The organism is Streptomyces sp. NBC_01384 (genome assembly GCF_045040035.1).
Classification (GTDB): Bacteria; Actinomycetota; Actinomycetes; order Streptomycetales; family Streptomycetaceae; genus Streptomyces.
The window spans coordinates 7,907,859-7,920,797 of record NZ_CP109559.1 but is presented as its reverse complement, the minus strand read 5'-3'; the positions used below and the strand labels follow the sequence as shown (position 1 = coordinate 7,920,797).

Annotated in this window: 10 protein-coding genes and 4 pseudogenes; 4 read left to right on the top strand and 10 right to left on the bottom strand. The window is 69.0% G+C overall.

What is annotated here, in order from left to right; all coding sequences use genetic code 11:
- Position 1: 1 nt before the first annotated feature.
- Positions 2-568: a carboxymuconolactone decarboxylase family protein gene (locus OG747_RS35925; RefSeq protein WP_405883504.1), complete on the bottom strand. Its 567-nt coding sequence runs from the start codon at positions 566-568 to the stop codon at positions 2-4.
- 70 nt (positions 569-638) lie between these two features.
- Positions 639-935, bottom strand: coding sequence for a winged helix-turn-helix transcriptional regulator (locus OG747_RS35920; protein ID WP_405883503.1), 297 nt, complete (start codon positions 933-935; stop codon positions 639-641).
- 253 nt (positions 936-1,188) lie between these two features.
- Here OG747_RS35920 and OG747_RS35915 point away from each other — a divergent pair, with 253 nt between their 5' ends.
- Both OG747_RS35915 and OG747_RS35910 read left to right on the top strand, forming a co-directional pair.
- A complete protein-coding gene (locus OG747_RS35915; RefSeq protein ID WP_405885874.1) occupies positions 1,189-2,337 on the top strand; it encodes an HAD-IA family hydrolase in 1,149 nt (382 codons plus the stop codon).
- A 61-nt stretch (positions 2,338-2,398) separates the two neighbouring features.
- Positions 2,399-2,710, top strand: coding sequence for an EthD family reductase (locus OG747_RS35910; RefSeq protein ID WP_405883502.1), 312 nt, complete (start codon positions 2,399-2,401; stop codon positions 2,708-2,710).
- Here the strand turns inward: OG747_RS35910 and OG747_RS35905 are convergent.
- Positions 2,683-3,426 carry a hypothetical protein gene (locus OG747_RS35905; protein WP_405883501.1) on the bottom strand — a complete coding sequence of 248 codons (744 nt, stop codon included), beginning with the start codon at positions 3,424-3,426 and terminating at the stop codon, positions 2,683-2,685. The genes OG747_RS35910 and OG747_RS35905 overlap by 28 nt on opposite strands.
- 35 nt (positions 3,427-3,461) lie before the next feature.
- On the opposite strand from OG747_RS35905, the gene OG747_RS35900 reads away from it, so the two are divergent.
- Entirely contained in the window at positions 3,462-3,947 is a 486-nt protein-coding gene (locus OG747_RS35900) for a hypothetical protein (RefSeq protein WP_405883500.1), read from the top strand.
- Here OG747_RS35900 and OG747_RS35895 read toward each other — a convergent pair.
- The 6 genes and pseudogenes from OG747_RS35895 to OG747_RS35870 all read right to left on the bottom strand — a co-directional run.
- A complete protein-coding gene (locus OG747_RS35895) occupies positions 3,920-5,560 on the bottom strand; it encodes a glycosyl hydrolase family 28 protein (RefSeq protein WP_405883499.1) in 1,641 nt (546 codons plus the stop codon). The two genes, OG747_RS35900 and OG747_RS35895, sit on opposite strands and share 28 nt — an antisense overlap.
- Positions 5,561-5,613: 53 nt before the next feature.
- A complete protein-coding gene (locus tag OG747_RS35890) occupies positions 5,614-8,241 on the bottom strand; it encodes a glycoside hydrolase family 97 catalytic domain-containing protein (RefSeq protein ID WP_405883498.1) in 2,628 nt (875 codons plus the stop codon).
- 276 nt (positions 8,242-8,517) lie between these two features.
- Positions 8,518-8,904: pseudogene (locus tag OG747_RS35885) on the bottom strand (RICIN domain-containing protein); the annotation flags it as partial.
- A gap of 9 nt (positions 8,905-8,913) precedes the next feature.
- Positions 8,914-11,340, bottom strand: a pseudogene (locus OG747_RS35880) (ricin-type beta-trefoil lectin domain protein); the annotation flags it as partial.
- A 62-nt stretch (positions 11,341-11,402) separates the two neighbouring features.
- Positions 11,403-11,825 carry a hypothetical protein gene (locus tag OG747_RS35875; protein WP_405886114.1) on the bottom strand — a complete coding sequence of 141 codons (423 nt, stop codon included), beginning with the start codon at positions 11,823-11,825 and terminating at the stop codon, positions 11,403-11,405.
- Positions 11,720-11,947 (bottom strand): annotated as a pseudogene (locus OG747_RS35870) (oxidoreductase); the annotation flags it as partial. The pseudogene OG747_RS35870 and the gene OG747_RS35875, both read right to left, overlap by 106 nt.
- A gap of 37 nt (positions 11,948-11,984) precedes the next feature.
- Between OG747_RS35870 and OG747_RS35865 the strand changes: the two are divergent.
- Positions 11,985-12,098: pseudogene (locus tag OG747_RS35865) on the top strand (IS630 family transposase); the annotation flags it as partial.
- A 203-nt stretch (positions 12,099-12,301) separates the two neighbouring features.
- Here the strand turns inward: OG747_RS35865 and OG747_RS35860 are convergent.
- Positions 12,302-12,892, bottom strand: coding sequence for a TetR/AcrR family transcriptional regulator (locus OG747_RS35860; RefSeq protein ID WP_405883497.1), 591 nt, complete (start codon positions 12,890-12,892; stop codon positions 12,302-12,304).
- Between the last annotated feature and the right edge of the window lie 47 nt (positions 12,893-12,939).

Sequence of the window (12,939 nt, the reverse complement as noted above, 5' to 3'; positions counted from 1 at the left end):
ATCAGGCGGCCGTGATGTCGGCGAAGCGGGGAGCGCCGGGCTCGAGGTCGACGCGAGCGGTGCGCGCGGCGAAGCAGATCGCGTGGTACCACCCGCACAGCAGTAGCACGTCGAGCAGTTGCCGCTCGTCGAGCAACTCCTGTGCGGATCGCCATAGTTCGTCGTCGACGTCGCACGAGTCGTGCAGGGCGTCCACCATCCGGATGAGCATGGCTTCGCGGCCGGCCGTCCAGCAGGGATCGTCAGGGGAGCCGCAGGTGAGTGAGGTGACCTCGGCCGGCGAGAGTTCGGCACGCTCAGCGAAGACCATCACGTGGACGCCCCACTCGTATTCGCAGCCGCAGCGCGTGCAGGTGCGCAGGATGACGACCTCCCGCTCGCGGAGTGTCAGGGTCAGGTCGCGGCCGAGTTCGTACCTGCCCCAGTTGCTCATCGCGACGGTCATCGGCAAGTTCTTGGCGAACGTCCGGAACAGGCCGATAGGAGGCATTCCGGCGGGCATCATCGTGGCGAGTTGCGCCTCCACGTCCGGCGTGAACGGTGGTTCGAGCGCCGGGATGCGAGCCATGGCCCCTCCAGGTGATTCGGATTCAGAAGCACGGTAGCGATTCGGATTCAGAAGCGCCAGAGGTGGTGCTTCACGGGATCGGTTTTTCGCCGTCCTCACCCAGGGCCGAGGCCCACACGTCGGACCAACGGGCGAGCGGGCGCAATGCCTGGTAGGCGCCGCGGCCCAGATCGGTGAGCGTGTAGGCCGCATCCGGCTGCTGGGCGACGAGGTGGGCGTCAAGAAGCTCGGTCAGCCGTTGCCGCAGGACGCTGGAGGACATGTTGTCGCAGCGCTGCTGCAACGCGCGGAACCCGACCGGCCCGTGCTGCAGCTCCCAGACGATGCGCAGGTTCCAGCGGCGGCCGAACAGGTCGAGGGCGGCCATGAGGGGTCGCCCGGTACTCGATCCGCGTACCGGCCGGCCCGGCCTGGGCATCGTCATCGCCTGCGCCACCCCTCTTGATGCTTCGATCTTCGATACAGTACCGTCCCGCGTATTGGTTCTATTTCCGAAGCGACAGGGATGGCATCGTGAGGCGTTTACGCACTGCGCTGTACGCCAAAATGGGCATTGATCTGTCGATCGGGCCGGCACCGGCCGTCCACGCGGCCGGCCGACTGCAGAGCCTGGCGGTGTGATGGCCCTCCCGCCCTTGCCGGAAGAGGGCCACCACTGTGAATCGTGTGGTCTGCGATACGGCGACCTGACCCCGTCGGCGGCCCTCGGGCTGATCCGCAGCCATCCCGCGCGGTACCGGCGCCGGCTGCTGCACCTGCCGATCGACGTCCTGCGCCGGCGGCCGGCGCCCGGAGTATGGTCGGCGCTGGAGTACGCCTGCCATGTCCGCGACGTCTACGACGTCTACGGCACCCGAGTCCGCCGCACGCTGACCGAGCACGAGCCCACCCTCGAACCGATGCGCAACGACGAGCGCGCCGAGCAGGGCGCCTACAACCAGCAAACGCTGACCGCCGTACTGCTGGATCTCGAACGCAACGCTGACCGGTTCGCCGCCCTCGCGAGCGAGATCAGCGCACTGCAGTGGAGCCGCTCAGCCGTCCTGCTCCCTCGCGAACGCCGCACCGTCCTGTGGATGGTTCGGCAGGCCGCGCACGAGGGGCTCCATCACCTCCACGACATCGGCGCGAGCCCTACCGACAGGGCAGTGTTGTTCGACGTCGACGGCGTGCTCGTCGATTCGTACCCCGCATACCGCCGGATCTGGAGCCGATGGGCAACCCACCGCAACCTCGATCCAGACCTGGTCTGGTCACACACCCATGGCCGCCGGCCCGTCGACACAATCCAGGTAGTGGCGCCACAACTCGACGCCGCCGCTGAATACCGGCTGATCAAGGAATTCATGGCCCACGAAGGCGACAGCTTTCCCGTGTACCCCGACGCCGCCGCGGTGCTGCGCCTGTTGCAGGACCGGCGGTGGGGCGTCGTCACCTCAGGCCGAACACCCACGGTCCTGCAGCGCCTCCGCGCAGGCGGGCTACCCGATCCTCCGATCCTGGTCGACAGCAGCCAGGTCCGACGCGGCAAACCCGATCCGGAGGGCTACCTACGCGCGGCCCAGCTCCTCAACGTGCCGGCGCCCGACTGCCTGGTGATCGAGGACGCGCCCGCCGGCGTAGAAGCGGCCCGGGCCGCAGGCATGACGGTGATCGCAGTCCGCACCACCCACCCTGACGAAGAACTCGCCGGCGCACACCACCGCGCCGACACCCTCAGAGACGCCCTCCCCCTCATCGCCGACTGGCTGGACAGGACGCACCGATGACGGCCGCGCCAGAGGCGTCTCCGGAGTGCTTTGCTCGCCCGCTGCTCAACGGAGGTCTGTCATGCACAAGCTGGTGGTCCTGTACCCCGAACCCGCCGACTCCGACCACTTCCGCGACTACTACGTGACCAACCACCTCCCGCTGGTCACCCGCCTGCCCGGCCTGCTCGCGTGGCGCTACAGCTTCGACGTGGCAGCGACACAGGGACAGACGCCGTACTTCGCGGTCTTCGAAGCCGAGTTCGCTGACGCTGCGGCAATGACCGCGGCAAGAGCGTCGCCGCAGGGCCGCCAGGTGGCCGCCGATGTCGCCAACTACGCCACCGGCGGTGCGGTCGTCATCCACTATCCGGTGCAATACGGCACCGGCTGAGCCCGCTGGGCGAGGGTTCCCGGGCGGATCGCGTGATCGCCGAAGCGGGCCCGTGCCTGGTCGGCGGCGCGCTCGATACGGCGCCGCTTGCCGTCCGCCGGGTCCAGGAGCAGCTGCTGGACGGCGCCTTGGGCATCGATGAGATCTGCGCGAAGGGTGATCGTGCGAACGCGGGCACGCTGGAGCCCGAGCCGGGCGTACAGGTCGTAGGCGGCAGCTCTGAGCGCCCGGGTTTGCGCGGTGTACTCCTGCAGCGTGCATGAGCGCTGGGTCGTGGCGCCGTCGGCGTAGGAGACGCTCAGTGCGAGCCGTGCGGCGACCTGGTGGGTGGTGCGCAGCCGCAGTCTGAGACGGTCGCTGATGTCGAGCAGGGCCCGGCGGTGCGCGGCGGGTTCGAGCTCGTCGTGGGCGAACTCATAGGTGATACCGGTGGATTTGGGTGCCGCGTCTGTCGTGACGGGCCGCAGGTCCAGGCCGCGGGGCCGCTCCGACAGCGTCACGGCAGCGGCTTTGCCGAGGATGCGCTGCAGCGTTCCCGGCGGAACGTCGAGGAGGTCACCGATGCGGTGGATGCCGTACTCCCCGAGGGTGCGGGCGGTGGCCGGGCCGACACCGAACAGGGCCCCGACGGGCTTGGAGTGAAGGAACGCGGCGATGGCCGCGGGGGTGGCGCCGACAACGGTGACGTGGCCGGGGGCGGTCGCGGCCACCGCCATCGCGGCGAGCAGTGGGATCAGGGCTGGAGGTGGACGTGGAGTACAACCGCTGGCATCCAGACGGCCTGGAGGAACTGAGGCAGAAGTTCCTCCCGGACTTCGAGACCCGGGAAAACGAGCGGCTGGTCCACCCAGACCTGATCGTCCATCACCCCGGCCATGACGGCCCCAACCACAACCTCCTTGTCCTGGAGGCCAAGAAGGGCGACGTCAGCCCTCGGGCCCGGGAGCGGGACTACCGCAAGCTGACGGGGTTCCTCTCGGTGTTCCAGTACAGGCAGGCCGTCTTCCTGGAATTCGACGGCCGCGGCGGCGGGACAGCTCGTCGAGCCTTCCTAGCACGGTCATACACAAGTGATTTGCCTGCCACATCCCAGGCGGCGGTCCGGGACCCCGCGGGGTGCCCGCGGAGGACGCCGAACACCGCCGCCGCCGGCCCCAGCACTCCTGCGACCGGTGGCGAGCGGGAGATCAGCGCTCGAAAGGTAGGTGCCTACGGCGTGATCGTGACGGGGCCGTAGTCCGAGAGGTTGGTGAGGTTCATCTGGGCGAGCGTGGTCGCGGCGGTGGTGCTCGCCGGCATCACGATGTTGCTCAGGGTGACCCCGGTGATGGGGGCACCGGGCCGGCCGTTGATGCGCGCGGCCGTGGTGCCGGCGTTGCGGACCTTGACGTTGGAGATCGTGACGCCCGTGACCGGGCCGACGCCCTGGGTGTTGCCGGTCATCAGGGCCAGCCATGTCCTGTTGTCGTCGTTGGTGAAGTCCAGCCGCTCGATGTCGATGTCGTCGAAGCGGATGTGCGTGGCGCCCGACGCTCCGTACTTGTGATGGACGCCGATGCCCACGGCGGCGTCGTAGACGACGACGTGCCGGAACGTGACGCCGTCCTGCGACTGGATGACGCCCTGGCCCACCTTGACCCCGTAGCAGTAGGTCCAGGAGACCAGGTCGTCGAAGGTGACGTTCTTCAACGGGCGTGCGGTACCGGGGACGGACTTGTAGATGTCGGCGACATCGCCCCAGGTCTTCGTGCTGAACGGGTCGTCGAGCGCGATGCCGATCGCGTGGGTGACGGTGACGTTCGTGGACTCGGTGACGTCGATCCCGTCGTTCTCGCCCATGTCGAACCTGTTGAAGAGCTTGATGTCGCGGAACGTCAGGTTCGAGGACCGCAACGGGATGACCGCCCAGCTGCTCGACTCCCGGAACGTGATGCCGTCGACCGTGAATCCGTCGGTGTAGATGGGCATGAGGAGGTTCACGCCCAGGTTGCCGGGCTTGAGCGAGGCCGCCCCGTTGCCGTCGATGATCCCCCGGCCGTAGATCTTGATGTTCGACGACGAGTAGCGGGTGGAGATGAACCAGGTGAGGTCGCGCCCCTGGGAGTCCTTGTGCCCGTCCACCACGTAGTGGTCGGCCTCCCCGGTGTAGCGGAGCACCGCACCGGGGGCGAGGTAGAGGGCGAGATTGCTCCGCAGGTACAGGTTGCCCAGCGTGTAGACACCGGCGGGCACGTAGACGACGCCCTGCCCGCCGTTGGCGGAGCCCCACGCGGCGGCGTCGTCCAGTGCGGTCTGGAAGGCCGTCGTGGTGTAGGCGCCGGTGTTCGGCTGCACGTTGTACGGGGCGCTCTGCACGTTGAAGACGCCGGTGCCGGAGGACGACGGGCGGTCGGACTCCTGCGGGTCGGCCGCGATCACCAGGTTGGGGCGGCCGTCCAGTTTCACGATCAGGTAGTCGTCGTGCTGCACGGTGAAGGTCAGGGTCGGGCCGCTGACCGACCCGCTGATGTTCAGCTTCTGCGGACTGATGCTGTACGAGCCGATGTCGGTGTTGTTGGTCTTGGTCACCGCCATGGTGGCGGTGCCGGTGCCGAGGGCGAACTGGGCGATGTCGTACCCCGGGTACTTGGTGACGGGGACGGACGTTCCGTTGACGGTGAGCGTGTAGTCCGTCGACGCCGGGTAGATCGACGCGACCGGGTACACCGCCACGCCCGCCGACGCGGCCTGGGCGGGACGGGGAAGTCCCACCAGGGCCGCGACGGCCAGCAGAAGAGCGGTCAGTCCGAGAGCCAGGCCGCGTGCGGCACGGCGCTCGGCTGCGCCGGCCGCCGTGAACGGTGATCTCATACGGATTCCTTCGGGCTGGTGGCGTGCTGGGGAGGGTGAAGGTGCACGGGCTGTCAGCTCCTGGTCCACACCTGGTTGGTACCGCCGTTACAGGTCCACAGCTGCAGTTGGGTGCCGTTGGCGGTGCCGCCGTCGATCGCGTCCAGGCAGGTGCCGGAGGCGAGGTTGACGATCGTGCCGTCGGAGCGGACCTGCCACTTCTGGCCGTAGGTGCCGTCGCAGTCGTGGATCTGTACGGCGGTGCCGTTGGCGGTGGCTCCTCCGGCCGCCTCCAGGCAGCGGTTGGCGAAGACGGTCAGTTCACCGCTCACCGTGGAGAACCAGGTCTGGTTGGTGCCGCTGTTGCAGTCCCACAGCGCCGGACGGGTGCCGTTGGCCTGGTTGCCGCCGGGCAGGTCCAGGCATCGGCCGGACTGCTTCTCCTGGTAGGCGGCGGTGGTGTTGGCGCGGTACCAGGTCTGGTTGGTGCCGCCGTTGCAGGTCCAGATCTGCAGCAGGGTGCCGGTGGTGGTGCCGCCCCCGGCGGCGTCCAGGCACTTGCCCGAGTTGGGATTGACCACCGTACCGTCGCTGTTGACGGTCCACTGCTGGGCCGCCGAGCTGTTGCAGTCGTAGATCTGCACCGCCGTGCCGTCGGTCGTGGCGCCACCCTTGACGTCCAGGCACTTCGCCCCGCCGTAGACCGTCAACTGCCCGGTCGGGGAGGCGGTCCAGGTCTGGTTGGCCTGGCCGTGGCAGTCCCACAGCGCGACCTGGGTGCCGTTGGTCTGGCTCGCCCCCGGCACGTCCGCGCACAGGCCGGACTGGCTGCCCTTCAGCGCGCCGGCCTGGCCCCGGGTGGAGCAGGTCGACATGCCGGACGTGTAGGGGCACAGTGCCGTCACGAAGCCGCCGTTGGTGGCCTCCGGTACCGACAGGATGTCGGAGCCGGTGACGACGCGGGTCTCGTGGGTCAGGCCGCCGGAGCCGTCGCGGACCGTCTCGGCCAGCCACTGTCCGGCGCCGAGGAAGGACAACGGGGTCTGGAAGGTCTTGGCGGACAGGGCCGAGATGCCGCCGACGAACCAGCGCCCGCCGGCGCGACGGGCCAGGTACGTCTCCTTTCCGGGGCTGCCGCCGAGCAGGCGTGTCTCGTCCCAGGCGGTGGGGAGCTGGTCGAGGATGCGGAGCGCCTCGGGGTGTGCCTCGTAGCTCTCGGGGCTGTCGGCGAAGTGCTGCCAGCCGGACTCGAACACGACGGAGGTGGCCAGTTCGTAGGCGTCGGTGGTGTCACGGCCGGTCATGCTGAACACCACGGGAGTGAAGTCCATGCTGGAGATCACGTTCCGGGTGTAGGGCAGGATGGTGTCGAAGACGGCGCGGTTGTGGAACTGTTCCGAGCCGTACACCGCCTCGGCAGCGACCACTTGGGGCCAGGTGCGCTGCATGCCGCGCGGCATGGCGGTGCCGTGGAAGTTGACCATCAGCTGCAGGTCCGCGGTCTGCGCGAGGACGGCGTCGTACCACTGCAGGGTCGCCTGGCTGTACTCGTCGACGAAGTCGATCTTCACCCCGGCCACTCCCCAGTTCTTGACCTGCGGCAGCCACTGGGCGCGCTGTGCCGCGGTGCGCAGATCGGAGGAGTTGAACCAGAGGATGACCTGGACGCCTCTGGCCTTGGCGTAGGACACGACGTCCGGTACCCAGGAGGACGACCAGCCCTCGTCGATGAGGACATAGCTCCAGCCGTGGCGCTGGGCGAAGTCGATGTACTGCTTCTGCCGGTCCTCGCTGGACGGGCTGCTGTGTTCGCTCAGCCAGGACCAGGCGACGGCGCCGGGCTTGATCCAGGAGGTGTCGGTGACCTTGGAGGGCGTGGCCAGGTCGTCGACGATCGTGGACTGGGTGACACTCGCCAGGTCACCGATGGCCGCCGTGCGCCACGGCGTCGACAGGGGCAGCGTGGTGGTGATCCCGCTCGCCAGCTGGGCGGTGTAGGTGGCGGAGCCGGACGTGTGGGTCAGGTAGGAGGCGGCGTACCGGCCGTCGAGGTCCGTCTCGGCCACCAGCGCGTAGGCGTCGCCGACCTGGAAGAGCGCGGGCAGGTGGTACGTGTTGGTGGGGGCGCCGCCGGCTGTGGTGGCGAACCACTGGCCCTGGTCCTCGCTGTCGGGCGGCACGAGCCATGCGTTGGAGGAGGCCGGGACCGTCCACGACGACGCCTCGCCGGTCACGGTCACCGATCCGCTGCCCGGCAGCACGTAACGGTAGGCCACACCGGTGTCCGAGGCGCGGACCACGACGTCGAGCCGGGCGCCGCCGGTACCCGAGAAGGACAGGGTCGTCTCGGTGTAGGCGGTCTGCCGGTTGCGCTGCTTGCCCGTGGTCATCGTGTACGACTCGGTGACCGTCCGGTCGCTGCGCTGCAGGAACGTCAGGTCTTTCGTCAGGTCGGCGGCGCTGGTGCGGATGCCTATCGGGGACGGTGACAGCACGGTCTGGCCGTGGCTGGAGGCGGCGAAGGTGAGGGTGCCGTTGTCCAGCGTGACCTGTGCGGCGGTCGGGGAGCCCGCGGAAGGGCCGGTGACGGTCCAGCCGGTGGCCGCGGCCGCGGCGTGCGCCGGCACGACCAGGAGTGCCAGGGGCAACAGCAGTGCCGTCAGGCAGCTTTGCAGCAGGCGTCTGAGCGGGGTGGTGGGCATGGGCCTCCTTCATCGAGGTGAGTGGTGGTGAAGACGGGTGGTGACGACGGGTGGTGACAACAGCCGGCGACGCGATCGTCGGATGACGGGGATCCGGGTTACGCGCGGACTGCGATGTGTCGTGCGGCCAAGCAGCGTGCAACGCGCGTCGTCGGCGCCGGGCCGTACGGTGCCGCCGAAGTGCCAAGCAGGCGACGCCGGGAGGAGGCCCGCCGGGCCGTGAGCACAAGTGGGGCGGCTACGGCCCGGCGGGGGCAGGGGAGGCTAGGACAGCCGCCAGATCTGGTTGGCGCCGCCGTTACAGGTCCAGATCTCCAGCGCCGTGCTGTTGGCCGTACCGTGGCCGACCGCGTCCAGGCACTTGCCGGAGCCGACGTTGAGCACGCTGCCGTCGGACCGCACCCGCCACTGCTGGTTGGCACCCCCGTCGCAGTCCCAGATCTCCACCGGGCTGCCGTCGGCGGTGGCACCGCCGGTGACCTCCAGGCACTTGGAGTCGTAGACGGTCAGCTGGTTGGTGGTGGAGGAGGTCCAGGTCTGGTTGGTGCCGCCGTTGCAGTCCCACAGGGCAGGCTTGGCGCCGTTGGTCTGGCTGAAGCCGGGGACATCGACGCAGCGGCCCGACTCCTGACCCTTGACGGCCCCCGAGACCGCGCCGCGGATCCAGTTCTGGTTCGTACCGCCGGTGCAGGTCCAGATCTCCAGCGGGGTGCCAGGGGTTCTGCCGCCCGCGGTGGCGTCCAGGCATTTGCCCGAGGTGGGGTTGACCACCGTGCCGTCGCTGTTGACGGTCCACTTCTGGGCCGCCGAGCTGTCGCAGTCGGAGATCTGCGCCGGGGTGCCGTCGGCCGTGGCGCCGCCCTTGACGCCCACGCACTTCGCGCCGCCGTAGACCGTGAGTTGGCCGGCGGGCGTCAGGGTGAAGGACTGGTTGGTGGCGCCGGTGCAGTCCCAGAGCGCGAGTTGGGTTCCGTTGGTCTGGCTCGCCCCGGGCACGTCCGCGCACAGGCCGGACTGGCGGCCCTTGAGGATGCCGCCGTGGTTGCCCGGCGGGTTGGCGGTGACGGACAGGTTGTCGAACTGGTCGGTCTGGTAGCCGACCACACCGATGCCGATCTGTCCCGCCGAGTAGGAACTGTCGTTGGTGGTACCGAGGTTGGCGCCGTCGGCGGTGGCGGCGATCTGGTCACCGGAGAAGCCGAGCGCGAGGGTGTGCCACGCGTGCGTGCCCAGCGCCGCCCGGGTGCCGGAGGCCAGCGTGGTCAGGGTGCCGGCCGCCGAACTCTTCACGATGGACCAGGCACCGGTGTCACTCACCCGCAGCAGATAGGCGGCCTGGTGGCTCTGCGGACGGTTCTGGGTGTTGGCCCGGCCCAACAGCTCGACGGTACCGGCCTGTTGCAGGTTGACGTCCGCCTTGACGGTGTAGTCGGTCCACGTCGGATCGCCGAGCAGCGAGAAGGCGTCGGAGTCGTCCTGCCACTCGATCGGTTTGACCGGGGTCACCTGCTGCACACACTGTCCCGTACGGCCGTCGGCGCACGGACGTGCCTCGAACGCGCCCTGCATGTCGGACAGATAGCCGGCCTCGGTGCCGGTGGCATCGTTGTCGAACGTGTCGCTGTAGGGCAGCGCGAGGGCGTGGGCGGCGGGCGCGGTGGCGGTGCCCATGCCCTGCCCGGTGGTCGTGGTGACCGTGTAGATCCAACCTGGTTGCAGCGTCAGGGAGTACGCGCCTCCGGTCGGGGTGATGTCCTGTGTGTGCACGAAGTCGGTGGCCGGGCTGGGGCTGTTCACCCGGGTCGCCCACACATGCACCGCGCCGGTGGACAGGCCACCCTTCACCTGCACGTCGACCGTCTGCGCGGCGGTGGCGGTGGTGGTCTCCAAGACCGTGGAGTAGTCGGACCCGTTGGCCGACTTCAGCGTCGTGTAGGTGCCGTTGGACTCGGTGCCGCCGAGGTAGCCGGACGCGGAGTCGATGAACTTCCAGCCCGGCTGGGCGAATTGGGTGACCTGCGCGGTCGCCCAGGTCTCCTCGCCGATCGCGTAGTGCCCGGACCACGGAGAGTTGGCGGTGGACAGGCCGACCGTGCCGAACGGCAGGTTGGGGTAGACCGCCGCGACCAGCGGCCAGTTGAGGTACGCGGTCATCCGCGCGTCGACATAGCCGCGCACGATCGAGCGGATCAGCGCCGGCGCTCCGGCGTCCATGTCCAGCGAGCCGTTCTCCGACGCCCACAGCGGCTTGCCGTTGTTCTGCGCGGTGGTGGTGCTGGAGCAGGTGTTGGCGTTGCCGCCGTCACCGCCCTGGCAGGGGTAGTGTGCGCCGATGACCGACACGGCGTTGTTGAACGAGGTGTTGCCCGCCATGTCGTCCGCGACGCTCCAGCCGGAGTCGTCGGCGACGATCTGCAGGCTGCCGTATCCGGCGTTGTCCAGCGCGGACCGCAACTGGACGTACCAGTCGGCGTCGTGGCCCCGCTCGTTCCAGCCGCCGAGGTAACTGATGGTCAGACCGTGCTGCTTGGCACAACCCAGCCAGGAGATCAGGTAGTTGATCGTGTCGGTGGACCAGAACCCGCCGTTGATCCAGCCCGGGGCGGCCCAGGCCAGACCGTAGAGTTTGATGTTCGGGTTGCGGGCCTTGGCCTGCTCGGCGAGCCAGAACTCGTAGCCGGCGTCGCAGTTGATCTGGCCCTTGGTGTGCTCGATGGACGGCTCGGCGCCGTCGGTGGAGTTGGCGTCCCCGCCGATCTCCAGTTTCAGCAGTTGCAGGTTCGCGCCGTACCCGGGCTTGAACAGGTAGTCCAGGATCTGCGACTGCTGGGCGGCCGGATAGTCCCGCAGCAGCCGGGAGTTGCCCCCGCCGCCGCTGATCGCGCCGATCCCGTCGAACGTCCGGCCGCCTTGACCGCCGTCCACCGTGATCGTCGTGGCCGTCGCCGCGCGGGCCGGCGGCACACCGGCCACGAGAAGGGCGGCCACAAGAGCCGTGAGCCACAGGGGCAGGAGGCATTTCAGGGTTCGCTGCACAGCGTCGTCCTTCTCCAGTGGGGGGTGAGGACTGCTCCGGAGAGCGCTCTCAAACGGGCGCATTGTCGAATCTTGCGTGGAGGTTTGGGCGCCAGTGTGGAGTCCTGTTGATTTACCGTCAAGGTCTATACCAAAGAACCTGTTTGAATCAGATAGAAAGCGTTGAGCGGGCCGGGCCACAAGCGGTCGACGCCGAACACCTCTGAGCGGTGGGCGGTCGCGCGCAGCGCCTCGGACGCCTCCGGGCCGTGCTTGACCGAGTACATCAGGTCGAGCAGCGCGGCGTTGGCCGTGGCGAAACCCACGTAGGCGCGGGCCACGGCACTCAGCCGCTCGGCGAACGACTCGCCGACGCCTTCCCCGGAGGCCGCGATGGCCTCGGCGAGCCGCTCGAAGCCGGTCAGCGCCAGCGCGTCCAGCAGGGCCTGCTCGGTCTTGAAGTGGCCCCCGCCAGCCGCGGAGCGGCCACCCCATGCGCACGCTGCTCGTTGGCCCCCAGCAACAGCCCCGCCACCACGCCGGCCCGCACCGAACGTTCCGGCCCCCACTCACCGCCCCCAGCCGGATCGTCGTCCTCGGATGCTCCTGTACGCAGATCGACCCAACGTCCTTCAGGGAAGGCGTCCCACACCCGGCGTTCCGGGGACGTCAGTTCGTCGTAGCGCAGCATCCGAGCAGAGCAACGATCAACTGCCACCAGATGGTCCTCCCCGACCAACGCCGCCTGGGCCAAACCAATCGAGGCGCACTTTGGGCCGCTGCGGCTGTTCACCCTCGTGGATTCCGACCACCCCAACCACACGGTCCAGACCTGCGGCCTTTGCCGGTCACCGGTTGGCACATCCCCTCTTCGCCTCGTTGCCGCCAGTGGCGCCTGGTCTTCCGCGGCGCACTCGTCCTGCGAGCCATCCTGCTCTGGCTACGCACCACTTGAGAGACCGGCCGTAGCGGGGCTGCCGAGGGTCCGCGCTGCGCGCCGATCGTGGCCCAGGTGGCCGGCCTGCGTCAGCTGCCCGGCCGATGGTCAGTGCGGTCGGCGGAGTCCTGTGATGAGGAGCTCGACGAGTCGGCGCGCGTCGTAGTGGGGATCGCTGTCCGCGCCGATGCAGAGGTTCCCGACGCCGCGCATGAGCTCGTAGGCCTCCAGGTCGGATCGAATCTCGCCGGAAGCGGCTGCGGCGTCGAGCAGTTGGGTGCACACGGGCACGAGGCGGTCGAGGAAATAGGCGTGCAGCGTGTCGAAGCCGGCGTTGTCGGACTGCAGCACGGCAGCGAGTCCGTGTTTGGTGACCAGGAAATCAACGAAGAGGTTGATCCATTGCCCTAGTGCGGCGTGCGGAGTCGCGCTGGTCGCCAGCAGGGCTGGACCGGCCTCGGCGCAGGCCTCGATCTGGTGCCGGTAGACGGCGATAATGAGATCCGCTCGCGTCGGGAAGTGGCGGTAGATCGTGCCCAGCCCGACGCCGGCCTTGGCCGCGATGTCGCGCACCGGCGCTTCCACGCCTGACGCGACGAAGACCGCGGCGGCCGCGTCGAGCAGGGTCTCCTTGTTGCGCCGGGCGTCCGCCCGCTTGGACTGGGCCGCGCGCCCTGCGCCGTCGTCGTTGTCGCTCACCGCGCCGCTCCCTCCGCCACCGAGGCTTGCCAAACGGAACAGCGTTC

Bases quoted from the DNA above. Each gene is read 5' to 3' on its own strand.
- OG747_RS35925 (WP_405883504.1), bottom strand. From the start codon at position 568: ATGGCTCGCATCCCGGCGCTCGAACCACCGTTCACGCCGGACGTGGAG.
- OG747_RS35920 (WP_405883503.1), bottom strand. From the start codon at position 935: ATGGCCGCCCTCGACCTGTTCGGCCGCCGCTGGAACCTGCGCATCGTC.
- OG747_RS35915 (WP_405885874.1), top strand. From the start codon at position 1,189: ATGGCCCTCCCGCCCTTGCCGGAAGAGGGCCACCACTGTGAATCGTGT.
- OG747_RS35910 (WP_405883502.1), top strand. From the start codon at position 2,399: ATGCACAAGCTGGTGGTCCTGTACCCCGAACCCGCCGACTCCGACCAC.
- OG747_RS35905 (WP_405883501.1), bottom strand. From the start codon at position 3,426: ATGGCGGTGGCCGCGACCGCCCCCGGCCACGTCACCGTTGTCGGCGCC.
- OG747_RS35895 (WP_405883499.1), bottom strand. From the start codon at position 5,560: ATGAGATCACCGTTCACGGCGGCCGGCGCAGCCGAGCGCCGTGCCGCA.
- OG747_RS35890 (WP_405883498.1), bottom strand. From the start codon at position 8,241: ATGCCCACCACCCCGCTCAGACGCCTGCTGCAAAGCTGCCTGACGGCA.